At 58.5% G+C, this 23,565-nt stretch carries 26 protein-coding genes and 1 tRNA gene; 10 read left to right on the forward strand and 17 right to left on the reverse strand.

The window, feature by feature from the left end; genetic code table 11:
- Window positions 1–322 precede the first annotated feature (322 nt).
- The 4 genes from B9P63_RS09635 to B9P63_RS09650 all read right to left on the reverse strand — a co-directional run bounded on the left by B9P63_RS09635 (window position 323) and on the right by B9P63_RS09650 (window position 4,106).
- Window positions 323–399: transfer RNA gene (locus tag B9P63_RS09635), tRNA-Arg, on the reverse strand.
- 65 nt (window positions 400–464) lie between these two features.
- Window positions 465–1,853: a sensor histidine kinase gene (locus B9P63_RS09640; protein ID WP_085308375.1), complete on the reverse strand. Its 1,389-nt coding sequence runs from the start codon at window positions 1,851–1,853 to the stop codon at window positions 465–467.
- A gap of 93 nt (window positions 1,854–1,946) precedes the next feature.
- Window positions 1,947–3,365, reverse strand: a complete 1,419-nt coding sequence (locus tag B9P63_RS09645) for a dihydrolipoyl dehydrogenase family protein (protein WP_085308376.1) — start codon at window positions 3,363–3,365, stop codon at window positions 1,947–1,949.
- A gap of 3 nt (window positions 3,366–3,368) precedes the next feature.
- Window positions 3,369–4,106: a TVP38/TMEM64 family protein gene (locus B9P63_RS09650; RefSeq protein WP_085308377.1), complete on the reverse strand. Its 738-nt coding sequence runs from the start codon at window positions 4,104–4,106 to the stop codon at window positions 3,369–3,371.
- A 291-nt stretch (window positions 4,107–4,397) separates the two neighbouring features.
- Between B9P63_RS09650 and rpmH the strand changes: the two genes are divergently transcribed.
- The 5 genes from rpmH to B9P63_RS09675 all read left to right on the forward strand — a co-directional run bounded on the left by rpmH (window position 4,398) and on the right by B9P63_RS09675 (window position 7,314).
- Window positions 4,398–4,532, forward strand: coding sequence for a 50S ribosomal protein L34 (gene rpmH / locus B9P63_RS09655; protein ID WP_009831305.1), 135 nt, complete (start codon window positions 4,398–4,400; stop codon window positions 4,530–4,532).
- Window positions 4,533–4,557: 25 nt separating this feature from the next.
- Window positions 4,558–4,980, forward strand: a complete 423-nt coding sequence (gene rnpA, locus B9P63_RS09660; protein WP_085308473.1) for a ribonuclease P protein component — start codon at window positions 4,558–4,560, stop codon at window positions 4,978–4,980.
- Between the two features lie 10 nt (window positions 4,981–4,990).
- Entirely contained in the window at window positions 4,991–5,212 is a 222-nt protein-coding gene (gene yidD / locus B9P63_RS09665; RefSeq protein WP_085308378.1) for a membrane protein insertion efficiency factor YidD, read from the forward strand.
- Between the two features lie 47 nt (window positions 5,213–5,259).
- Window positions 5,260–6,105 carry a tRNA 2-thiocytidine(32) synthetase TtcA gene (gene ttcA / locus B9P63_RS09670; RefSeq protein WP_085308379.1) on the forward strand — a complete coding sequence of 282 codons (846 nt, stop codon included), beginning with the start codon at window positions 5,260–5,262 and terminating at the stop codon, window positions 6,103–6,105.
- Between the two features lie 72 nt (window positions 6,106–6,177).
- Window positions 6,178–7,314, forward strand: a complete 1,137-nt coding sequence (locus tag B9P63_RS09675; protein WP_085308380.1) for a lytic murein transglycosylase — start codon at window positions 6,178–6,180, stop codon at window positions 7,312–7,314.
- On the opposite strand, the gene B9P63_RS09680 is transcribed toward B9P63_RS09675, so the two are convergent.
- The 12 genes from B9P63_RS09680 to B9P63_RS09730 all read right to left on the reverse strand — a co-directional run bounded on the left by B9P63_RS09680 (window position 7,311) and on the right by B9P63_RS09730 (window position 17,859).
- The gene (locus B9P63_RS09680; RefSeq protein ID WP_085308381.1) at window positions 7,311–8,108 is read right to left on the reverse strand and encodes an ABC transporter substrate-binding protein; all 798 of its coding nucleotides are present in this window, start codon (window positions 8,106–8,108) and stop codon (window positions 7,311–7,313) included. The two genes, B9P63_RS09675 and B9P63_RS09680, sit on opposite strands and share 4 nt — an antisense overlap.
- Window positions 8,105–8,815, reverse strand: a complete 711-nt coding sequence (locus B9P63_RS09685; RefSeq protein WP_085308382.1) for an ATP-binding cassette domain-containing protein — start codon at window positions 8,813–8,815, stop codon at window positions 8,105–8,107. The genes B9P63_RS09680 and B9P63_RS09685 overlap by 4 nt, the downstream gene beginning before the upstream one ends.
- Window positions 8,809–9,513 (reverse strand): ABC transporter permease, encoded by a 705-nt coding sequence (locus B9P63_RS09690; protein ID WP_085308383.1) that lies wholly within the window; start codon window positions 9,511–9,513, stop codon window positions 8,809–8,811. Before B9P63_RS09690 ends, B9P63_RS09685 begins: the two co-directional genes overlap by 7 nt.
- Window positions 9,514–9,544: 31 nt before the next feature.
- Window positions 9,545–9,670, reverse strand: a complete 126-nt coding sequence (locus B9P63_RS19565) for a hypothetical protein (protein ID WP_281252326.1) — start codon at window positions 9,668–9,670, stop codon at window positions 9,545–9,547.
- A gap of 1 nt (window position 9,671) precedes the next feature.
- Entirely contained in the window at window positions 9,672–10,964 is a 1,293-nt protein-coding gene (locus B9P63_RS09695) for a c-type cytochrome (protein WP_085308384.1), read from the reverse strand.
- Complete coding sequence (locus B9P63_RS09700) at window positions 10,965–12,167, reverse strand: formate dehydrogenase subunit gamma (protein WP_085308385.1); 1,203 nt, start codon at window positions 12,165–12,167, stop codon at window positions 10,965–10,967.
- Between the two features lie 86 nt (window positions 12,168–12,253).
- Window positions 12,254–12,847 (reverse strand): formate dehydrogenase FDH3 subunit beta, encoded by a 594-nt coding sequence (gene fdh3B, locus B9P63_RS09705; RefSeq protein ID WP_085308386.1) that lies wholly within the window; start codon window positions 12,845–12,847, stop codon window positions 12,254–12,256.
- A gap of 13 nt (window positions 12,848–12,860) precedes the next feature.
- A complete protein-coding gene (locus B9P63_RS09710) occupies window positions 12,861–15,755 on the reverse strand; it encodes a formate dehydrogenase subunit alpha (RefSeq protein WP_085308387.1) in 2,895 nt (964 codons plus the stop codon).
- 110 nt (window positions 15,756–15,865) lie between these two features.
- On the reverse strand, window positions 15,866–16,054 hold the full coding sequence (locus B9P63_RS09715; RefSeq protein WP_085308388.1) for a twin-arginine translocation signal domain-containing protein: 189 nt from the start codon (window positions 16,052–16,054) through the stop codon (window positions 15,866–15,868).
- A 61-nt stretch (window positions 16,055–16,115) separates the two neighbouring features.
- On the reverse strand, window positions 16,116–16,721 hold the full coding sequence (locus B9P63_RS09720) for a TorD/DmsD family molecular chaperone (RefSeq protein ID WP_085308389.1): 606 nt from the start codon (window positions 16,719–16,721) through the stop codon (window positions 16,116–16,118).
- Entirely contained in the window at window positions 16,718–17,329 is a 612-nt protein-coding gene (locus tag B9P63_RS09725) for a DUF3306 domain-containing protein (RefSeq protein ID WP_085308390.1), read from the reverse strand. The genes B9P63_RS09720 and B9P63_RS09725 overlap by 4 nt, the downstream gene beginning before the upstream one ends.
- A complete protein-coding gene (locus B9P63_RS09730; RefSeq protein WP_085308474.1) occupies window positions 17,326–17,859 on the reverse strand; it encodes a DUF3305 domain-containing protein in 534 nt (177 codons plus the stop codon). The genes B9P63_RS09725 and B9P63_RS09730 overlap by 4 nt, the downstream gene beginning before the upstream one ends.
- Window positions 17,860–18,250: 391 nt before the next feature.
- On the opposite strand from B9P63_RS09730, the gene B9P63_RS09735 reads away from it, so the two are divergent.
- On the forward strand, window positions 18,251–20,197 hold the full coding sequence (locus B9P63_RS09735) for a 4Fe-4S binding protein (protein ID WP_085308391.1): 1,947 nt from the start codon (window positions 18,251–18,253) through the stop codon (window positions 20,195–20,197).
- Here the strand turns inward: B9P63_RS09735 and B9P63_RS09740 are convergent.
- Window positions 20,191–20,844, reverse strand: coding sequence for a cytochrome c (locus B9P63_RS09740; RefSeq protein WP_245830618.1), 654 nt, complete (start codon window positions 20,842–20,844; stop codon window positions 20,191–20,193). The genes B9P63_RS09735 and B9P63_RS09740 overlap by 7 nt on opposite strands.
- A gap of 166 nt (window positions 20,845–21,010) precedes the next feature.
- Between B9P63_RS09740 and B9P63_RS09745 the strand changes: the two genes are divergently transcribed.
- From B9P63_RS09745 to B9P63_RS09760, 4 genes are read left to right on the forward strand one after another with little or no spacing between them, the layout of a single operon-like run.
- Complete coding sequence (locus B9P63_RS09745) at window positions 21,011–21,202, forward strand: DUF6494 family protein (protein ID WP_085308393.1); 192 nt, start codon at window positions 21,011–21,013, stop codon at window positions 21,200–21,202.
- Window positions 21,203–22,258, forward strand: a complete 1,056-nt coding sequence (locus tag B9P63_RS09750; RefSeq protein ID WP_085308394.1) for an Mrp/NBP35 family ATP-binding protein — start codon at window positions 21,203–21,205, stop codon at window positions 22,256–22,258.
- A complete protein-coding gene (locus tag B9P63_RS09755; protein WP_085308395.1) occupies window positions 22,255–22,962 on the forward strand; it encodes a biotin/lipoate--protein ligase family protein in 708 nt (235 codons plus the stop codon). Before B9P63_RS09750 ends, B9P63_RS09755 begins: the two co-directional genes overlap by 4 nt.
- Window position 22,963: 1 nt before the next feature.
- Complete coding sequence (locus B9P63_RS09760; RefSeq protein WP_085308396.1) at window positions 22,964–23,470, forward strand: DUF6505 family protein; 507 nt, start codon at window positions 22,964–22,966, stop codon at window positions 23,468–23,470.
- Window positions 23,471–23,565 lie beyond the last annotated feature (95 nt).

Below are 23,565 nucleotides of genomic sequence, written 5' to 3' on the forward strand. Positions count from 1 at the left end.
GTGGAGCTGTGGAGCTGTGGGATCTGGCGGCGGTTCGACAGTGTAAACACATAATGCGTCCAACCTACCATTCGCTGTGAGCGATGAGATTGGAAACGGAATGGCCCGTGCCAGCTTTAGCCTAACCTTACGTGGCTTATCTCGTGATGCCACATGGACCGCAGCTCGTTCCATTAGCGCAGTTAACTGCGCTGCGCACGCGCAACAACGGCCGCTCTAAACAAACCTACCCGCATCAGACAACTTGGGTTGCACCAAAGAACACGCAGTCAAAAAAAAGCGTAGTCGTTTGATTAAATTGTATTTTACAAAGATATTGAAGTGGCGGACCGAGGAGGATTCGAACCCCCGACCCCCTGATTCGTAGTCAGGTACTCTATCCAGCTGAGCTATCGGTCCGTTAAGCGCTGACTAGACAATCAATGAATGCGATGCAAGTGCAAAAACACGAAAACATTCACGCCCTAGGCCAGCGCAACATCACCCTTGGGTAAACGTATCTCGAAACAGGTTCCGCTCTCGCTTGAGTGCAGCAACTTAAGCGCACCGCCGTGCCCTTTTATTAACTCCGCCGCAATTGCAAGGCCAAGGCCGGTGCCACCCTTGCGTGCACCGCCCTGAAACGCGGTGAACAGATGTTCGCGCGCTTTTTTGGGCAGACCGGGGCCTGTGTCCTGCACCGAAATCACCCAATGATCGTCAGTGTCGCGCGCCATTACCGAAATTTCGCCCGATTTGCCCGTCGCGATGATCGCCTGTCGTGCGTTGCGGACCAGATTGGAAATCACACGATAAAGCTGCTCGGGATCGGCGCGCACAGACAGGGTGGCCGGCACGTCCTCGGCGAAACTCAGATCATGATCGCCCACAGCAAGCCGCTCTGATGCAATCACATCTACAACGATGCTGCTTAGCACAAATCGCGTCAGACGCGGCGCGGGCTCTTCGGCCTTGCCAAAGGCCAGCGTGGTCTCGCACAGATTTACCGCGCGCGCGATGGAGTTGACCAGCTTGGGCGCCATGCGCTGCACCACGGGATCTTCGCTCATCTCGATGCGGTCCGTGAACAACTGCGCCGAGGTCAGGATATTGCGCAGATCATGGCTCACGCGTGCCACAGCGCCGCCAAGCTGGGCAAGGCGCTCCTTCTGCTTGAGGGCTTGGGTCAGTTCCATCTGCATAGATTGCAGCGCCTCTTCAGCCTCGCGAAGCTCGGTCACGCCTGCGCTCGGCTCGATGATCCTGCGCGCATCCTCCGGTGCAGCAGCGTAGCGCTGCATGTGATCGACGACGCCGCGAATGGGGCGCACCAAGAACACGCGCACCGCTAGAAACAGCAGGCTCGCGGTAAAGATAGAAATCACTGCCGACAGCACCAGAATACGCAGGCCATAATCGAACATCGCCGCGCGCAGCCCTTCCGTAGGCATGGTCACTTCGATAAGCAAGCCCGCCTCGCGCACGGGCGCTCCGATGATGCGGATCACTTCGGGCTCGGGTTCGATCATCCGCGAAACCGCATCGCGGATGAGCACCAGCGCAGACGGATCGCGCAAATCGAACGTGCGATCTATCGGGCGCGGCATGGGCGAAGACAGGACCAGCTGCCGCACCGAATCGCGGCGCAGCACCACGTTGTAAACTTCCGCGTTGCGCAGCAGTTCCTCTTCCAGATCCGCGCCGATCATATCGTCCGCAAGCAAGGCCAGCGAAGCGATCTGCGCACGCTCCAGCCGCGAGAGAAGAAAGTCCTCACGAAACCGCGCGACCGAGGGAAAGAAGATCAGAACTTCCGCCAGCATCACGAAGACGATGGTCAAAATCAAAAACCGCCCCGAAAGCGAATTCAACATGCGCGCCGCCTTTGTCGCAAATCAGGCCCCAGCTTCATCTTGCTTCTAAACTCCCCGCGGAGCGTCCCGCAGTTCCAACACGCGCGCACCCCATCATGGCAACCAACGCTGCACAAGCCGCACCACTTTCTTGACCGTATCATTCTCGAACAGTCTTGGCGTAAAATAGGCTCCCGCCGCACGTTTGTTAACCTCGAAAACCGAAGGATATGGCGCGATCATTGCGGAAATCTGGCTCATCTTCAACTTGTTGACGATGGCCAACGACCACATGCCGATCAACTCGCCCGCTTGCGGCCCTGCGATGGACACACCTACGGGGCGGCCTTTGACGACCATGACTTTGATCAAGCCATAGGCTTTACGCTCTGCAATCAAACGGTCGTTGTGCGCGATATCAAAGCGCACGACTTCAACCCGTTGACCATATTCCTCTTTCGCCTGCGCTTCGCTCAGGCCGACCTGCGCCAGTTCGGGGTCTGTGTAGGTCGCCCAAGGGATATGTTTGGTGCTTTGCTTGGCAGGTAGCCCAAACAGAGCGGAGCGGATGATCACCCCCGCCTGATAACCCGCGACATGGGTGAATTGCAGACCGCCTGCGACATCGCCGATGGCATAGACCCTCTTGTTGCTGGTCTTTAGGCTGCCATTGACCGTAATTCCAGTTGCGTGGGTTTCGATACCTGCGACCTCGAGGTTTAGCTTGTCGATATTGGACTTGCGTCCCACCGCCATCAGAAGATGTGAGCCTTTGAACACGCGCCCGTCCTTGGCATGCACTTCAATCGCCCCTGCGCTGCCTTTGATCTCGCCTGCAAGCGCATCTTCTTCAATCACCAGCCCTTCGGCGCGCAGCCGATCGAGCACGATAGCCGCCATTTCGGGATCGTCCTTGCCAAGCGCCTTCGCGCCCTCGATCACCGTCACTTTGCTGCCCATGCGCAGATGCGCTTGCGCCATTTCCATGCCGATCGGGCCACCCCCGATGATTAGCAGATGCTCGGGCTGCTCGCGCAACTCGAACAGGGTCTCGTTCGTCTCGTAGGGAACGGTATCCAGCCCCGGAATCGGCGGCACGAACGGCGAAGAGCCGGTTGCAACCACGATGCGCCGCGCCTGGATGCGATATTCACCTGCCTCGACCTCGCTCGGCGAAATGAAGCGCCCGAATGCGCGGATCACCCTGACGCCCAGACCCTCGAACCGCTCTTGGCTGTCCACAGGTTCAATCTGCGCGATCACCCCTGCCACATGATCCTTGGCGGCAGCATAATCCACCTTAGGCGTCACATCCGCAACGCCATAAGCGCTTGCATGGGCTTGCCCGTAAGCGGCCTTGCCCGAGGCAATCAACGCCTTGGAGGGCACGCAGCCAAAGTTAAGACAGTCACCGCCCATTTTATGCCCTTCAAGCAACACCACTGAGGCACCCATCTGAACCGCGCCTGCGGCAACCGACAGACCACCCGAGCCTGCGCCGATGACCAGAATATCCGTTTTGATCGTTTCCATGGTTTAGATGTCCTTTTTGCCGGTCACGGCTTTTATAATGATCGGCAATAGCGCCAGTGCGCTCAGCCCGAGGATGGGCAGCAAAACATGCGGCTCGAAGATGATGCCGAGGTTAGGCGTTTCGCCCCGTGCGAAGACCTCTCCCAGACCCGCGCCAACAGAGGTATAGACCAGCGTGCCGGGCATAATGCCGAAGAAGGTTGAAATGACGTAGCGGTGCAGCGGAACTTCAAGAAAGGCGGGTATGAGATTCGCAATAAAGAAAGGCACCGCAGGCACGAGGCGAATGATAAAAAGCATGGACCATTGATTTTCATCGATCCCGTCCTTGATCCTTTTCACCGGACCCTTGCTCTGCTCGAGCTTCGCTCCGAGCTTTTCGCCAAAGCCATAGCGCGCGGCGAGGAAAATCAGTGTCGCGCCCAGCGTCGCGCCCGTGACGTTAAAAACAGTCCCGAAGGCGGTGCCGAACATGAAGCCACCGGTCAGCGTGGCGATCGTCGCGCCCGGCAGGGAAAAGCCGACGATGGCGGTGTAGATCGCCAAAAATCCAATCACCGCAATAAGATAATTACTGTCTCGAAAGGCGACCAAGGCCTCGCGATTATCGCGCAGCGCATCGAAGCTCAGGTAATCCCTGAGCGTGAACGCCCCGATCACCGCGACGATAAGGATCGCGATCATGGGAAGATATCTGGCCGCGCCGGACTTCGTTTCGGGGATTTGTGTCATATTGCTCATCAATCGCTCTCGGGCAAATTTCAAATTGTGTCTGCCTGCAACATGCGGATTAACGCATACCAGCGGTACCCCTATCACGCCCGCTTGATCGCAGGTGACAATTGCCGTGATCAAAGCTGGACATTCGCACCAAACTGAAACATTCCCCCCCCAAGCCTCAGGCTGAATGTTGCAGAAAATTGCACCGCTTTGGTTTGACTTATCCACCACGCCCCTCTATTGGACGGGCTTCAAGATACACTGGGCCACGCGAATCTGCGCTGCGGCCCTGCTTTAAACGGAGACGGAGCGATGAAACGCACCTTTCAACCCTCGAACCGCGTTCGCAAGAACCGCCACGGCTTTCGCGCACGCATGGCCACAAAAGCAGGTCGCAAGATCCTGAACGCGCGCCGCGCAAAAGGTCGTAAAGAGCTGAGCGCGTAAGCGCCGGACTTTTCGGGTTATGACATTGACACCGCCGAAGGCCTCAGATGCGCATCGCGCTGACGGGAACACGCCTTCGGCGGTATCTTTGCGTCCGGACGTTCCCAAAAAACTGAGCGTAATCAAAAAGCGTAGCGACTTCCTGCGCGCCGCGCGCGCGCGCCGTCAGGGCACCGCCTCGATGATGGTGCAAATGCGCGAACGCCGCGACGACGATCCTGCTAAACGCGTTGGGTTCACCTGTTCCAAGAAGGTCGGCAATGCCGTCGCACGCAACCGGGCCAAACGCCGCTTGCGCGAGGCGGCGCGCGCCGTTCTGCCTATGCAGGGCGCTGAGGGCTGCGATTACGTGCTGATCGGGCGCGCCGAAGCGACCGCAAACCGCCCCTTTGATCTGCTTGTGGGTGATCTGCGCTACGCACTTAAAAAACTGCACGGCCCCAAATGAGTTTAGAGCTATGACCCCCCTTGCCCACATCGTTGCACTTCCCGTGCGCGCGTATCGCCTGATCTTCTCGCCTTGGGTCGGAATGAATTGCCGCTATCACCCCACATGCTCCGCATATGCGATGGAAGCGCTGGAAAAACACGGCGCGTTCAAAGGCGCATGGCTTGCTGCGCGCCGCATCGGGCGCTGCCAGCCTTGGGGCGGCTCGGGGATAGACAACGTGCCGGACTAGCGCCGCACCGTTTGATCGAAACTGCCAGACTCCTTGAGGCCACTCGAATGCTTGATGATCACGACGACATTCACCCACTCTTTTCCGGTGCGCCGCGCACGACAGAATTCAAGAAGCTGCGCAAACGCATCGTGCGCGGCGCGCGTGAAGCGATCGAGCAATATGGTATGGTCGAACCAGGCGCGAAGTGGCTGGTGTGCATGTCCGGCGGCAAGGACAGTTACACGATGCTTGCCGTACTGAACGAACTCAAATGGCGCGGCCTCCTGCCTGTGGACTTGCTTGCCTGCAATCTCGATCAAGGCCAGCCTGGGTTTCCTGCGACCGTGTTACCCGAGTTTCTTGAAAAAATGGGCGTACCGCATCGCATTGAGTTTCAGGACACCTATTCCGTTGTCATGGACAAAATTCCTGCGGGGCGCACGTTTTGCGCGCTCTGCTCGCGGCTGCGGCGCGGCAATCTTTACCGCATTGCGCGCGAAGAGGGATGTTCTGCCGTCGTGCTTGGCCATCACCGCGACGATATTCTCGAAACGTTTTTCATGAACCTGTTCCACGGCGGCCGCCTTGCTACGATGCCGCCCAAGCTGGTGAACGAAGAGGGGGATTTGTTCGTGTACCGCCCCCTCGCCCATGTGGCCGAAGTGGATTGCGAAAAATTTGCGAGGGCGATGCAATATCCCATTATTCCTTGCGATCTTTGCGGCTCGCAAGATGGATTGCAGCGCCAGCAGGTCAAACAGATACTCGATGGCTGGGAAGCCAATAGCCCGGGGCGTCGTCAGATCATGTTTCGCGCGCTGATGAACGCGCGCCCGTCGCATCTGCTCGATCCCACCCTCTTTGATTTTGCCGGATTGATGCGCGAAGAAACGCCATTCTCCCCAGAATAATCAGGATTGTTTGCGCTTGCGAAGCAATAGGCTAGTCTGCTGCAAAACAACGCACAAAGCGCGAGAGCAGACATGACATTTACCAGACGAACCTTCGCATTGACGCTCGGCGCGCTCGCCCTTGGCGCATGCAACAGCCGTCCGTCAAGCGCACCGCGTAGCAGCGCAATGCGTGCTAGCAGCGGTCTTGCCCCGGAAATGCGCCCACAGCCAAACGCCGCCTATGACGCTTGGGTCGCCGCTTTCAAAAACCGCGCAGGCGGATACGGTTTGAGCAACGCCACCATTTCCGCAGGATTTCGCGGCGCAGGCTACTTGCCCGGCGTGGTGACGCGCGATCGCAACCAGACCGAATTCAAGCGCAGCTTGGAGGACTATCTCTCGATCGCCGCCTCGGACGAGCGCATCGCAAAGGGGCGCGCTGCCTACGCGCGCCATCGCGGCACGTTGAACGCGCTTGAGGCGAAATACGGTGTCGATGCCACAATTATCTGCGCGATTTGGGGTCTTGAGAGCCAATATGGTGAGCGTATGGGCGACATTCCCATCATTTCCTCCACCTCGACACTGGCCTTTGACGGGCGGCGCGGTGCCTTCTTTGAAAAGCAGCTCGTGGCAGCGCTAAAAATCATCCAGAACGGCGATATCAGCGCGGATCGCATGGTCGGCTCCTGGGCCGGCGCAATGGGGCATACGCAGTTTATTCCGACGTCTTATCAAGGCTTTGCCGTGGATTTCACCGGCGACGGACGGCGTGATATCTGGTCGGATGATCCCAGCGATGCGCTCGCCTCCACGGCCGCCTATCTGCAACGCACCGGTTGGACGCGCGGCGTGCGCTGGGGCAGCGAATCCGCGTCCGGCACGCTACAGCCTCAAGCAGGTGGGCCGAAATTCGCCACCACCAGCAATTTCCGCGCAATCAAACGCTACAATAATTCCGATGCCTATGCGATTGGCGTCGGGCATCTGTCGGACCGCATTGCAGGTGCAGGCCCGCTGCGCGGCAGCTTCCCACCGGACGAGTTTGGCCTGACGAAGAATGACCGCATTGCTTTGCAAGAGCGCCTCACTGCGCGCGGCTTTGATACGGGCGGTGCGGACGGCATTCTTGGCACCAAGAGCCGCGCCGCAATCAGCGGATACCAGCAAAGCAAGGGCCTGCCCGTGACGGGTGAGCCCTCGCAGGAGTTGCTGCGCGCCCTTTAATCTTTGGCGTTGAACACGAACAACTGCTCGCCGCCGATCTTGTAGCTATTGATCAGAGCGGCGGCAGCGCCCGAGGTGAGCCAAGCCTCAAGCGCTTTGGCCGCCTCTGCGTTCACATGCGCGTGCAATTCGGGGTTCACGGGCAGATAGGCGTATTGATTGAACAGCACCGGATCGCCCGAAAAAACCAGCGCCATGCCCCCCTTGTTGCCGAAATTCAGCCAGCTAGCGCGATCGGACATGATGTAAGCGCCAAGCCCCGCCGCTGTATTAAGGCTCGCACCCATGCCCGAGCCGACGGATTTATACCACTCGCCAAAGCTGCCCACATCCAGATCCGCCGCCCTCCAAAGCGAGAGTTCCTTTTTATGCGTGCCGCTGTCATCGCCGCGCGAAACGAACGGCGCACTTGCTGCCGCGATGCGCTGCAAGGCGTCCGCCGCGCTATCCGCATCTGCTGCCGCCGCACCGTCCACTTCGGGGCCGATAAAGACAAAATCATTATACATGATCTCGCGGCGGTGCGTGCCGTAGCCATCGGCGACGAATGCCTCCTCAGCGGCTTTGGAATGCACAAGAATCGCATCCACATCCCCCGCTTGGCCAAGGCGCAAGGCCTGGCCCGTGCCGACGACGAGAAGCTGAACATCCAGCCCGGTCTCGTCCTTGATCGCAGGCAGCAAAACCTCCGACAGGCCAGAGTTGTGAAAGCTGGTGGTCACGGCCATTTTCATGGTTTCGGCCTGCGCCGCTCCGCCAAAAATAAGGGCCAGGATAGCAAATGCACGGATCATTCTACGATATCTCCTCTCAAGAATGCCTGTGCCTGCGCAGTGTTTGGACGCTCAAAGAACGACTCGGCTAACCCTGCGTCATGCACCGCTCCATTCAACAAAAAGATCACGTCACTCGCAAGGCGTTTCGCTTGGCCAAGGTCGTGGGTCGTCATTATCACGCGGGTGCCCTGCGCGTGTGCCTCAAGCAGCAACGTCTCGATCTCACGGGTGGAGCGACCATCCAGATTAGCGCAGGGTTCGTCCAGAAACAGCACTTCGGGGTCGCGGATCAGCGCACGCGCGAGTGCGAGTTTTTGCTTTTCCCCGCCCGACAGGCGCGGCGCAGGACGCTCGAGTGCATCGCCAAGGCTGATGCGCCGCGCCCACGTGGCGACTTTCGCCTCGATCTCGGCCTTGGGACAGCCAAGCAATTGCAGTGGATAGGCCAGATTTGCACGCACGGAGCGGCGCAGCATGATCGGGCTTTGAAACACATAGGCCTGCGCGCGGCGCGCATGCTCGCCCGGCTTGGAGAGCGAGAGGGTGCCGCCCGAGAGTCGCTCGACCCCGTGCAGAACGCGCAGCAATGTAGTCTTTCCCGAACCGTTTGGCCCCAGAACAATCGTAAAATGTAGCTCTTCAAGAGAGATATCTATCGGGCCCAGAATGGCCTTGCCACGGCGGCGCACGACGGCATTTTCGAGCGATAGGGTCAGGCTCACCACGTGCCCTCCCGCTCTGTGCGCGACAGGGCATGAATCATGAAATTAACCGCCAGTGCCAACGCGATGAGCACAAAACCCAGCCCAAGCGCGAGGGCGAAATCGCCCTTTCCCGTTTCTAGTGCAATCGCTGTGGTGAGCACGCGTGTGGCGTGATCAATGTTGCCGCCCACAATCATGATCGCGCCAACTTCGCCAATGGCGCGGCCAAAGCCTGCAAGCGCCGCCGTGAGCAGCGCGCGCCGACCATCCCAGATCAGCGTGACAATACGCTGGCGTCTGGTAGTGTTCAGCGAAATCAGCAAATCATGGTATTCCGACCACAATTCACGCATCGCTTGATGGGTGATCGAGGCGATGAGCGGCGTAATGATGATCACCTGCGCGATGATCATCGCGCTCGGGGTGAACAGCAAACCCATGACTCCGAAAGGGCCAGAACGGCTTAATAACAGATATACAATCAGCCCAACCACGACAGGGGGAAGCCCCATCAAAGCGTTGAGAACCGCTATCGCGGTACGTCGATAGCGAAAGCGGCGGATCGCCAGCCACGCGCCAAAGGGAAGTGCAATGCAGGACGCAATCACCAGCGCACTCAAACTTACGTGAAGCGAGCGCAAAGTGATCTCCACCAGATCGGCGTCAAGCGTGATGATTAACCAGAACGCGGCCTCTAATCCGGCCCAAATCTCGTTCATGGCGCGCCCGCTTTTCTAAAAAGAGAGATGTTCAGTCGATCCGAACGGCAGAGCCGGTGGTGCGATCCTGACTGGAAAAGCCCGCTTGCATCAGGATCATATTCGATCCGATTGCGATCACTGCGATGGCGACAAAGGCGCTTAGCATGACTTTCATTTCAATTTCCTCCTTGCGATGTGGCATCGCGTAAATACTCGATAAGATCGCTGCGATCTTGTTGTTTCACGATCCGCTGCATCGGCATTTTCGACCCCGGAATAAAGTGATCGGGGCCTATGTCGAATAGACCATTTATCGTCGCCTCTGACCAGATGATATCGGAGCCTTTTAGCACATCGGAATAGGAATAATCCGTCACAGTCCCCGCGCGCCGCCCGAAGAGGTCATGCAAGCTCGGCCCCGCCTTGCGCGCGCTGCTCTGCCCTAGCGCATGGCAGATAGAGCATTTGCGTTTGAACTGCCGCTCGCCATTGGGCAGCGTTTTCGGATCTTCGAGAAAACTACGCTTGGCGCCGCCCATCTGCCCATGCGCATCGAGCGTCTCAATGGGCCAAGAATAAAGGATGTCCTCGATCCCGCCGGCGTGGATGTTCTGGCCGTTGCTCGAAAACGCCAGCGCCCAGATTGGGCCACGTTTGGTGGCGCGAAAATCGCGGGTGATTTCAAAGCGGGTGGTGTCGATCACCATGATATAGCCCTCACCGTCCCCGACTGCGAGTTGCTTGGACGCTTTGTCATAGCTCATCGCCAGAATGGGCCGCCGGCCCAGTGTGAAATCGGCAAGAACCTTGCCGCTGTGCGGATCAATGAACCGCGTGCCGCCGTCGATTGCGCCATAAGCAAGCCAGCCATCCGCCTCGTTCAGGACCATTTCGTTGATACCGAACCCGTGCGACGTGAGCTTTTGCACTTCATCGCCTGTCGCCGTGTCCCAGATGCGGATCGTGCCATCGACGGACACCGAATAGAGCCGCGTGCCGTCGGCGCTGAAGGCAATGTCGTTGACCCCTTGGCGATGCCCTTTGAGGAACACAGGTTCGCCAGCGCCAACCGGCCAAAGGCCAATGCGCGCGTCCCAACTGGCTGACGCGATAAGTTGCGCACTGACGTCAATGGCAAGAATTTTCGCGGTGTGATGGCCGATGATCCGACTATTTTCGGGTGCGGATATATCCCAAAGGCGCAGCGCGAAATCATCACCCCCCGACAACACGATATCATCATTCATGAAGCGCACCGTTGTCACCGCTGCTTCATGCCCGTCGAACCAAGTGGGGACCAGCCCGCGCCAGACGCCAACGGCGTTGTCAAAACTGGCGGTAGCGATCTGCCCGCTTGGCGACACGGCGATATCCATGATCGGGCCGCCGTGTCCTTTGAGCGTGTAGAAATCTTGCGCCGCGAGGGGCGGCGCGTAGAGCAGCAGAGCGATCAGCGCCGCCGCCCGCATTCACTCAGCAGGCGTCGCGTCTTTTTGCACGCCGCCTTCTTTTGCTTTCACCTCTTCCACCCAGAGCGAGTGGTGCTCGCGCGCCCATTGCTCTTCGACTTGACCGCTGCCCATGGCGTCATATGCACCCTCCATTCCGACGGAGCCGATGTAGATATGGGCAAAGACGATGGCGATCAGAACGAAGCTGACGATCGCATGCCATGCTTGGGCATATTGCATTTCCTCATGCGGGGCGAGCGTCGTACGCAGCTCGCCGAGGCCAAGGAGTTGCGGCAAGCCCAGCGCGTTCAGCTTCTCGAACGTCACCGCAAACATGGGCAGATCGAAGGGGAACATCAGCGACAGGCCTGACGCAGCGATAGACCCCCCGAGCACGATCACCGACCAGAATATCAATTTTTGCCCCGCGTTGAACTTTTTGGCAGGCGGATGTTTACCCTTGGAGAAAATACCGCCGCCCTGCGCAAGCCATTTCAGATCGCTTTTGTGGGGCAGATTGTGCACGACCCACATCGCGAAAATCATCACCAACGCGATGATAAAGGCCCATGAAACATTGTTGTGCACCCATTTGGAGCCAATCGCGATGGGCGAAAACGCCTCATGACCGAAGAGCGGTATCAGCACTTTTCGCCCGAATAGAACGATCAGGCCGGTGATGCCAAGAATGATGAACGAGCCAGCCAGCAGCCAGTGGCCAAAGCGCTCAAAAGATTTGAAACGCTCGATGGTGCGTCCGGTCTTTTCGCCGTCAATACGAATTTTTCCGCGAATGAAATAGAACAGTGCCAGTAGAACAAGAGTTATGCCAAGCAAGTAAGCACCATAGGTTTTCAGCGGACCGTTGCGAAACTCCAGCCAGCGCATGCCACCGTCCTGAATAAGCACGCCAGCCGCAGGGCCGCCGTATTGCGTGCGTATATCAGCCGAGCCGAACCTTAAGGCGCGCCAGAGTTCGGGGTCAGAGGCCCCACCGCGCGTTCCAAGCTGGCCTACCAGCGCCGCTGCTGCATCCGCGCCCGTGTCACCGCGCCGGAAGCTATCATCAATTTTCTCACCGCGCTGGCGCGCCATGATATCTTCAAGTGTCTGTGCGCCGCCTGTCGCAGAGCGGTCAGGCTGGGCCATTCCTTCGCTTTGTGCAGAGGCGGAGGACAGAAACGTCAGTGTGAGCAATAGAGCGAGAATGGCGCGTAGCATGACGGCTCCTCAAAGGAAAAGAAATGTCGTGAAAGAGGGCGATCCAATGCGGACCGCCCCCTTCCTTTCAAAGCAGAAAGGGTGCTTTAGCCATCCTGACGACCGTAGGCAGAGCCCCAGCCCCAAGCGCCAGAACCGAAGCCACGCGCAACGACGCGCTCACGGTAGATGCCGGATACGACGTCGCCGTCCCCTGCCAAAAGCGCCTTGGTCGCACACATCTCGGCACAGATCGGCAATTTGCCTTCCGCGATCCGATTGCGGCCATATTTGGCGAATTCGGCGGTGGAATGCGTTTCCTCAGGACCACCCGCACAGAAAGTGCATTTGTCCATCTTGCCGCGTGATCCGAAATTGCCCGCTTGCGGGAATTGCGGCGCGCCAAACGGGCACGCGTAGAAGCAATAACCACACCCGATGCAGAGGTCTTTGGAGTGAAGAACCACCCCTTCCTCGTTCTGGTAGAAGCAATCAGTCGGACAGACCGCCATGCACGGCGCATCCGAGCAGTGCATACATGCGACCGAGATCGAACGCTCGCCCGGGGAGCCGTCATTGATGGTGACGACCTTGCGCCGGTTGATGCCCCAAGGGACCTCATGCTCGTTCTTACAAGCGGTTACGCAGGCGTTGCATTCGATGCAGCGTTCAGCGTCTACGAGAAACTTAGCTCGTGCCATGTCTCATTCTCCCTTATGCTGCCCAGATTTTGCAGAGAGTGGCTTTAGTCTCCTGCATCTGGGTCACTGAATCATAGCCATAGGTCTGTGCGGTGTTGGTGGATTCGCCAAGCACGTAAGGATCGGCGCCGTCGGGATATTTGTCCCGCAGGTCCACGCCTTCCATGTGACCACCAAAGTGGAACGGCATGAAGGCAACGCCCTCGCCGACCCGCTGGGTGACCATGGCCATAACTTTGACCTTGCCGCCCTCGGGGCCCTCCACCCAGACTTGCGCCCCGTCACGTACACCAAGGTTATTGGCATCGCGCGTGTTGATCTCGACGAACATGTCCTGCTGCAATTCTGCAAGCCATGGGTTCGAGCGGGTCTCATCGCCGCCGCCCTCATATTCGACCAAACGGCCGGAGGTGAGGATCATTGGGTACTCTTTCGAGAAATCCTGCTTCTGGATCGACGCATAGAGGGTCGGCAAACGATACGAATGGCGGTCCTCATAGGTTGGGTAATCCTCAACAAGATCACGGCGGTTGGTATAGAGCGGCTCACGGTGGACCGGAATCGGATCCGGGAAAGTCCAGACGACCGCGCGTGCCTTGGCGTTCCCGAAGGGTGCCATTTCATGTGCAATCGCGACCCGCTGGATACCGCCCGAAAGATCGGTTTTCCAGTTGGTCTTTGGACCAGCTACAGCGTCGATCGCTGCGCGCTCTTCCGCCGTTAATTCGCCGTCCCAACCAAGGTCCATGAGCATTTGCATCGTGAACTCGGGGTATCCATCCTGGATATCCGAATCCAACGAGGCCACGCCCTCGGCCAGCAGGTTGTCGCCATCGCGCTCCACGCCGAAACGTGCACGGAACGTCAGGCCACCCTCAGAGACACGTTTGGACATGTCATAGAGGTTGGGTGTGCCCGGGTGCTTCATCTCTGGAGTGCCCCAGCACGGCCATGGCATACCGTAGTAATCGCCATCCGCTTCGCCGCCAATGGCTTGCAGCGTTGTTCTATCGAACGTGTGCTGGTTTGCCATGTGCATCTTGATGCGCTCTGGAGATTGGCCCGTGTAGCCGACAGTCCACATGCCGCTGTTGAATTCACGCGTGATGCTTTCAACATTGGGTGTTTCGTCGTCGTCCATTTCGATGTTGCGCAGCAAACGATCCGCAAAGCCGAATTTCTTAGCCAGCTTCGCAATGATCACTTCGTCAGGCTTGCTCTCGAACAGCGGCTCGATCACGCGGTCACGCCACTGGATCGAGCGGTTGGATGCCGTCACAGAGCCGCGCGTCTCGTACTGGGTACAAGCAGGCAACAGGTAAACGCCATCCGTGCGATCATGCAGCACCGCAGAAACCGTGGGGAAGGGATCGACGACGACCAGCATATCGAGCTGCTCCATCGCGGTCTTCATTTCCTTCTGGCGGGTCTGCGAGTTTGGTGCGTGACCCCAAAGTACCATAGCGCGCACCTTGTCGGGGTTATCCATGTTGTCCGGGTCTTCAAGGACGCCGTCGATCCAGCGCGACACCGGAATACCGGTGAGGTTCTGAAGCGATTTTTCCTTGCCGTCCACGCCCGTGGTCTTGGCGAACTGGCCACCAAGCCAATCTGCATCCTCACCCCAGACACGCGCCCAATGCGCCCACGCGCCTTTGGACAAGCCATAATAGCCCGGAAGCGTATGCGAAAGGACACCAAGGTCCGTCGCGCCTTGCACGTTGTCGTGGCCACGGAAGATGTTGGTACCGCCGCCAGATGTGCCCATGTTGCCCAGCGCCAGTTGAAGCACACAATACGCACGCGTATTGTTATTGCCGCTGGTGTGCTGCGTGCCGCCCATGCACCAGATAACTGTGCCGGGACGGTTGTTGGCCAGCGTGCGCGCTACGCGCTTGAGCTGCGAGCCGGGTGCGCCTGTGACGCGCTCGACCTCTTCGGGTGTCCACTTGGCCACTTCGGTCTTGATCTGATCCATGCCCCAAACACGGGTGCGGATGAACTCTTTGTCCTCCCAACCGTTTTCGAAGATGTGCCACAAAATACCCCAGACCAGTGCCACGTCCGTACCGGGGCGGAAGCGCACGAATTCGTCCGCATGGGCCGCAGTGCGCGTGAAGCGCGGATCGCAAACGATCACGGGGGCGTTGTTCTGCTCTTTCGCCTTCAGCAGGTGCAGCAGGGAAACCGGATGCGCCTCGGCGGGGTTGCCGCCGATGATGAAAATGGCTTTGGAGTTGTGGATGTCATTGTAGCTGTTGGTCATGGCACCGTAGCCCCATGTGTTCGCTACGCCCGCAACCGTGGTCGAGTGACAAATCCGTGCCTGATGATCCACATTGTTCGTGCCCCAATAGGCGGCGAACTTGCGGAACAGATAGGCTTGTTCATTGTTGTGCTTGGCAGAGCCGAGCCAGTAGACGGAATCAGGACCGCTTTCTTCGCGGATCTTCATCATGCCGTCGCCGATCTCGTCGATCGCCTGCTCCCAGGAGATGCGCTTCCACTCACCGCCTTCTTTTTTCATCGGGTACTTCAAGCGGCGCTCACCGTGAGCATGCTCGCGTACTGCGGCACCTTTGGCGCAATGCGCACCAAGGTTGAAGGGGCTGTCCCAACCGGGCTCTTGCCCCGTCCAGACGCCGTTCGCCACTTCGGCAATAACCGTGCAGCCGACTGAACAGTGTGTGCAAACGGATTTCACCGTCTCGACAGAGCCGGTCGCTGCGCTTGCCGCATCGGCGCGGGTCACGGAGCCTGCGGTCGCGGAAATGGCGGCAAGGCCACCAATGGCAAGGCCGGAGCCGCGCAGAAACGCACGGCGGTCGACGGATGTTTCCGCCATATCAGACAGGATACCGGTCCGCTGGGGGCGTCGCGCAACCCCGTTGGTCTTTTTCCTAAGCATTTTATTCTCCCTTGCTGCCCCTAAAAGGTGGCTGGGGTTTCGAAAATCCTTTTGCAGTCGGGCGTCACGCAACCAGTCGCATCAGGCATAGAGTCGTGTAAAAGCAGCGCCTAGAAGCGGGTGCTTTCGAGATAGGCGCGGGTGTGCACCGTGTCCTGCATCACTTCAGATGCCAGATCGACGGGCTGTGCTTCTGCCCCCGTCACGCCGCTGGCCAGTGCCACGGCTGCCACTGGCGCGGTGGTTCCGGCCAGTTTCAGAAAATCGCGCCGGCTTGCGCCTTGCTTTTCCTTGGTCATGGGATGTCTCCCTCCCTGTGTTATGGCGGGCATCCCCGCCGGTTAAATGCAGAGCCTGAATTTAGCCTGCGGTCATACGAAATGCTTCGCGTTCGATCTCCATGAACGCACGGCCCACGCTGCCAAGCGAGGCGTAAAGCACTGAATTCTTGGCGCCCTCCAGATCCGTGAAGAAATGGCTCGCCCATGGTGCGATGTGTTTATTGAAGAACACCTTTTGATCATTGAGCGAGGCAGCACTGCCAAAGCGCCCCACGATCATCGAACCCATCATCTCCATCAAGGAGGCGATATTGTCCTCCGGCTCGAACACGTTGGCCGCACGGCTCATTCCCTTGGCGAGCATGTCGGTGCGCAGTGTCGCAAGCGGCTTTTCATTGAGAAAACCGGTTAGATAATAGCTGGCATAGGGCAGCAATTCACCGCGCCCGAGGCCGATGAAAAGCGCGTTGAATTCGCTCTCGACGCCCTTAGGCTTGCTCACACGGGCAACCCGCGCCAAAGCACTGATGGCTTTACCCAGCTCGCTCTCGTCGCCAGAAAGCCCAACGCATTGATCAAGCAAAAGCTGATCTGGTGGCCCCGAAAGCATCAGGCCCAAAAAATTGTAAAGATCAGCCCGCAGGCGATCTTCCGTGGTGGCTTTTATGTCTTGTGCTGCGCTCACGCTCTGTCCTCAACGGTAAATTTCATGCGGCGCGGGGTGAAGGCTGCTTGTGCCAAGTCCTCTTGCGCGTCGTCTTGATCAGGGTCTTCATAATGATAGGTGTCGTTTTCAATGTCGTCGCTGGCCATAAGGACGTCTTCGTCATCGACAGTGTTCTCGTCCAAATCAGGCTCTAACGCCTCGATTTCGACCTCGTCCTCTTCCGCCTGGCGCGCCATTTCTTCGATGTGCTTCAACATGCCCTTGCCCACCTGATAAGCGGTCTGCATGTTTTCGATCACCATCGCGGAGTCGGTGAAATCTTCGCCGTAATCGACCAGCATATCCACATTGGCGAGCACCGGATTGGTGCGCCACAAGGTGCGCAGCGCGCGGCGGCGAATGCGGTCCGGCACGATCTGCTTCATGAAGACCGAAAAATCATCGCCCTTTCCCATTGTGTCGGGATCGGGCAAATCCAGCTCTGCCAAAATCTCTGCGTCGCTCTTTTCTTCCAGCACCGCGTGCTCGGCGGCGAGCGCATCAGCCTCGAGTGCGGCGCTCTCGGCCTGTTGTTCAGCCTCGACCGCAGCTTTGCGGCGGGACCAGAAATTCTGCTCAACGCTCAATGCAAGGCCCCCTTTTTGGAGGCTGGTGCGCGATACACGTCCGAGGTTTGGCGAATGCGCGCATCTCCGATGCCCTCTTCCTTCAAATCGACCCGCGCCTTGTTGCGGCGGCGTTTGACGAAAACTTCATCCTCATGGTGCCGTTCAATAAATTCGCGAATCCAGGCGACCAAACCCTCGGGCATCGGCACCTTTTCCACCAACTCTTCGCCAGTGTCTGCGTAATCCTGCGCCTCATAGGGCGATGCGGTGGCCAGCAGCATATCCAGCGGCGCATCATCTTCGGCTTCGCGCATCACCACATAGATCGACGGCGTGCGCGAGGTGATGCCCTGCAAATACGCTTCCGTATCAGTGCGGAACAATTCCAGCGTCAAAGTGCCTGCGTGATACTCGATCGCGTCGCCGTCGCGGCGCATCTCTTTCCAATGCGCCTCTCCGGCACCGGGCAGGACGGCAACCGCCTTCCAGACATGCGCGGCCCAGCGCGTCACGCCAGGCATGCGGCGCACGACGATACCCAGCGGCATCGAAATGCTCACCTCTGCGGCGGTGCCAATCTGTTTCTCGGAGTCATACATGAGGCGATCAAGATGCACGACGCCCCCCCTTTCGCAAAGCAGTTTTTGCGCCCGAAGCGTTACGAAAATGTGAGCCCCGAAATTGCTGCAGCGCAGCTATCGTGTAACGGAAATCCTGCAGCTGCCCTCGGGCCAATAATTTAAGGGATTTAGGTCAACATCTTCAATTTACTGAATGTATTCAAGGGCCACACCAGCCCCCCTGCGACATTTTAGCATCCTGCGCCCAATCTGCTTTAACTGGTTTACCAAAGGGAAGAATCACGACTAGCCTGCCTGTAACGTACGTGCGCTAAGGTGCCATTTCACGATATCTTTCTGCGACTCCTGAGGGGACAACATGACGAAAACGCTGGTTCTATGCGACTGCCTCGGCAGTCAAAATATTGACGCAGATCGGATCTCCAAGGCCAGCGGGTTGACCTGTTCGCGCGTCTATTCCAGTCTGTGCATGGATCAGCTCGATAGTGCGGCAAAAGAGCTGCAGGGCGGCAATGCGATCATCGCTTGCCAACAAGAACGCCAGCGATTTGAAGAGCTTGCCGAAGAATTAGAGATTGACAGCCCCGGCTTTGTCGACCTGCGTGATCGCGCAGGCTGGGGCGTCGGGGAGGGCGCACCAAAGATGGCCGCGCTCGCCGCAGAGGCGGCGTTGGAACTGCCCATGGGCAAGTCCGTTGACATCACTTCAGAGGGCACTTGTTTGATCCTTGGCGGCGCGGTGGCGCTTCAGGCCGCCAGCGAGCTTTGCGATATTCTAGCGGTCACTGTCCTGCTTGAGAGCGCGGATGACATACCAACGGATCGCCGCTTTGACGTGGTACTCGGGCGCATCAAACATGTCAGCGGCGCGCTGGGTAGTTTCAAGGTAAAGTTCGACGGATTGCAGCAAATCACCCCCGGCGGACGCGGCGCTTTCGGGCTAAGCGATCCATTGAATGGCGCCACCTCCGAGTGCGATATTATACTTGATTTGACAGGCGAAACCGCGCTGGTTCAGGCCCCCGAAAAGCGCGAGGGTTACCTGCGCGCAGATCCCGGCTACGCCGCCGCCGTGGCAGCGGCGACGCTTGAGGCCTCGCAACTGATCGGCACCTTCGAAAAGCCGCTTTATGTGCGTTTGGAAACCAGCCTGTGCGCCCATAGCCGCGCAGAGCAGCCTGCCTGTTCCAACTGCCTCAACGTCTGCCCGACAGGTGCCATCATTTCAGCAGGCGAGCATGTCGCGATCGATCCTATGATCTGCGCAGGCTGCGGCTCTTGTTCTGCTGTATGTCCCTCTGGCGCGATCACCTATGATGCGCCACCTGTAGACACGATCTTTCGCCGCCTCAGCACCTTGGCTGGGACCTATCGCAGCGCAGGGGGCACTGCCCCGCGCCTGCTCGTGCATGACGCCAGCCACGGCAATGAAATGATTTCCCTTGCTGCGCGTTTCTCGCGTGGTTTGCCCGCCGATGTGATCCCGCTCGAAGTCGACGCTATTTCAGGTTTTGGCCATGCGGAAATGCTCGCTGCGCTCGCTTGCGGCTTTGCGCAGGTGGATATCCTGATTTCGCCCAAGGCCGAAGTTGACGTGATCCTACCCCAAGCCGAGCTGGCCCGCGCGGTCGCTGGCGAGACGGCGGTGCAACTGCTTGACCCGAATGACCCCGACATGCTCTGCGATTTGCTGGACGAAGGTGCATCCAATCCGCTGCATGTCGATCCTATCCTGCCGATGGGCAGCCGGCGCCAAGTCGCACGTCTTAGCGCAAAGGCGATCCAGCCGGAGGCGGAGGTCATTACCCTGCCCGCTGGCGCACCCTACGGCGCAATCGTTGTCGATACCGAAGCCTGCACGCTGTGCCTGTCTTGCGTGTCGCTTTGCCCCTCCGGTGCGCTTGGCGATAATGATGACAAACCGCAATTGCGCTTCCAAGAGGATGCCTGCCTGCAATGTGGTCTTTGCAGCAATATCTGCCCCGAGAAAGCGATCACCCTCGCGCCGCAGCTCGATCTCACCGACGCCGCATATACGCAAAAGGTCATGCACGAAGAAGAACCTTTTGCCTGCATCGAATGCGGCACGCTGTTCGGGGTGAAATCCACCGTTGAAAAGATCACCGAAAAACTGGCAGGCAATCATCATATGTTCGCCACCTCGGAAGCGGCTAAAATGATCCAGATGTGCGACAATTGCCGTATTCAGGCGCAGTATCATTCAGAGAATAATCCGTTCCAAGGCAAGGAACGCCCGCGCGTGCGCACCTCGGAGGATTATTTTTCCAAGCGCAAGGATCACTGAATCTGGATTGGCGCGCCAAGGTCCGCCGGCTCGATCGAAGCGACGTAGGCGACGATTGCCTCGACCTCAGCCAGCGTCAGCTCGATCGGCGAAATCGGTGACGGCAGGTTCTCTGCAAAAGGGGCTGTCACATCTTCGATCTGGGTAAAGGCGGCGTGCGGTTTGAGCACGTAGAACGCGGTGAACCGCGCCTCCCAATCGTCAAAGCTGCGCATCAAAGCAAAGGAAGGCGTCGAGCCGATCGCCTTCATCTTGTTCTGCTCGTTCACCACATGGCAGCGCCCGCATTTGCCCAACGACACCTTCTCGCCAAGTACCGTATCGCCGGTGATTTCGAACACGTCCTCCACCGCAGCGACGACAATATCTGTGGAAAACAACTGCGTCCCGCCGGGTTTGAAGCCTTCAATCGTCCCCTTCCCCACATCTGAAAACAACCAGTCCTCAAAGCGCAGTGCAGGAGCAGCATCGCTCCCCTGAAAATGCCATATCTGATCACCTTGCCGAAACGCCGGCCTGCCATCCGCACCAAAAGCCACAGCGCCTGCATCCTCGTTCAAAGTAATCCTGATCCCGGTCTTGAGCGAAAACCGCGGCAGCAAATGTTTGAAAAACCCCGTGTCGACCAACGCCTTAGGCGCGCTCAAATTAAAAGCGTTCTCATTCGCCAGCGCAGGCGTGCAAAAGAGACTCATAGCAAGACAGATTTTTTTCAACATCGCGGCCCCCGCCTGTGCGCATACGGTTGCACATCAGCCTAAGAGCGCTAGGGTCACCACGTCAACATTGCTTATCAAAGGAAGGACCAAGCCCGTGAGCGAAGACTTTAACATGTCCATGCGTAAGTTTCTCAAACAGGTGGGGGTCACATCTCAGCAAGCCATAGAAGAGGCGATGCGCACTGCAGAGGGCACAAGCGGCAAGAGCTTTGAGGCCAAAATGGTTCTGACCATCGACGGGATTGCGCTTGAGCATGTCGTCACCGGCAAGATCGACGGCGCATAAGTGACTATTTCTCGCGAAGAGGTATTGGCCTGCCTGAAAGAGGTCAACGATCCATCCGGCACCGACATGGTCGCAGCGGGCCTTGTGCGCGCGTTGAACGTCGATGACGGGGCCGTGCGATTCGTCATGGAGGTCGCCAGTCCGGAGCCATATTTGCCGGTGAAGGCCGAAGCCGAGGCGAAACTCACCGCCCTCGGCGCGACATCCGTCTCTGTCGTGATGACCGCCCATAGCGAAAAAGCGCCGCCACCCGATCTCAAGCCAAGCCGCTCCGCCCAGCCCAAAGGCCCCGAGAAAATTCCCGGTGTGGACCGCATCATTGCGATTGCGTCCGGCAAAGGCGGCGTCGGTAAATCCACCGTCGCCTCAAATCTCGCCTGCGCGCTGGCAGCCGAAGGTCGCCGCGTCGGCATGCTGGATGCAGATGTCTACGGCCCCTCGCAGCCGCGCATGCTTGGCGTGTCGGGGCGCCCGCAAAGCCCTGATGGCAAACTCATTTTACCGCTGCGCAATTACGGCGTCACCATGATGTCCATCGGCCTTATGACCAACGAAGATCAAGCAGTTGTCTGGCGTGGACCAATGCTTATGGGCGCTTTGCAGCAGATGATGATGCAGGTGCAGTGGGGGGCGCTGGATGTGCTGATCGTCGATCTGCCGCCGGGCACGGGGGACGTGCAAATGACCCTCGCACAAAAGGCCCATGTGGACGGTGCTATCATCGTTTCCACCCCGCAGGACGTCGCCCTTCTGGATGCGCGCAAAGGCATTGATATGTTCAACCAGCTTGGCACGCCCATACTGGGGATGATCGAAAACATGAGCACGCATATTTGCTCGGCTTGTGGTCACGAGGAACATGTCTTCGGTCACGGCGGCGTCGCTCTGGAAGCAGAGAAATTAGGCGTGCCTTTGCTCGCGGAAATCCCGCTGCATCTGGACATTCGCATGGCCGCAGACGGCGGCGCACCCATCGTTGTGTCCAAACCCGAAAGCGCGCAGGCGCAGGCGTTCCGCGCAGTCGCCAAAGCGATGATTGCAGCGGGTCAGGCATGAGCACGCCCAGCTTTCCACCGCTGTTCAATGGCCAGTCTGTCGAGGGGCGCACAGACCCGTTCGACAAGGCCTGCATCGAGGCGATCAAAGGCTGCGATGCGGGGCTGGTTGTCTATAATCTCGGCGCGAACATGCTGCGCGCCGCCATCGTTTTCGCGCCCGATGTAGCGCTGAAAGAGGGCATGGCGATCCTGCCGCTCTGCGGTGTCGGCTTTCAAAACGCCCTTGGCGCGCTGGCCCCTCCTGAGGTCGCGGTGCACCTCGATTGGAACGGCGGCCTGCGCATCAATGGCGCAAGCTGCGGGCGTTTCCGCATTGCCGCCTCCGGCACTGATCCGGAGGTGGAACCGGATTGGCTTGTCGTAGGGCTAGAATTGCCGCTTTGGCCCGAAAGCGATGACACGGGCCTGACACCCGATCAGACCACGCTATATGCGGAGGGCTGCGTCGAAGTGGACGCCGCCGCACTGCTTGAATCATGGGTCAAACACTCGCTGGTCGGGATTAACCGCTGGCTGGACGAGGGCGTCGCGCCTTTGCACAAGGACTGGCGCGGCCTTGCGCATGGCATGGGTGATCCCATTGAAAACGCGGGGCAATCTGGTGTCTTTTTAGGCGTTGACGAAAATTTCGGCATGCTCCTGCGCGACGATGCAGCAAAAACTTGTTTGATCCCCCTCACTTCTGTTCTGGAGACACATTGACATGAAACTCGCCCGCGCCATTCATTTTGACGAAAGCGATATGAACGTCTTTCACGTCCCCGCCCGCACGGGCGAGTGGTGCATTTCCGGGGGGTTTGAATTCTCCGATTGGGGCAGCGGTGATTTGGTCGGCAAGGCGCGTCAGGCATTCAGCAATGGCTGGCTGGGCGTAGAAACCTTTGGCCGCGTCAGTTTCGTCGCCGTCACGCAAGTAGAACCGAACGAGATCGAGGCCCTGACCCTTGCACTCGCCCAGCATTTTGTCGATATCTATGGCGCACCCTCGCTAGAACAGGCCCTGCCCGTCGCTGCTGAGGAATTGCGCCAGATGTCAGACCTTTGCGATGAGCAGGACGCGAACACCGTGCTGGCCGTATCACGCGAATTGACGGATGCAGGCGTGCGCGAGGCCTTTCGCGCAATCGAGGCGCGCGAGGCGAGCCTTGATCAATTTGCTATCCACGGCTCTCTCGATGAAGACGATCATGGGCACGGGCATTCGCACTAAGTTCTAGAGCCTTAACACCCAAACCGCCCCCCAATCACAGGCAGGTTGCTTTCTGCGTCAATGCTTTGCTAAGGCCCCCCAGCCCGTGTTTTACC

Origin of the sequence: Planktotalea arctica (assembly GCF_002105285.1) — a bacterium.
Classification (GTDB): Bacteria; Pseudomonadota; Alphaproteobacteria; order Rhodobacterales; family Rhodobacteraceae; genus Planktotalea; species Planktotalea arctica.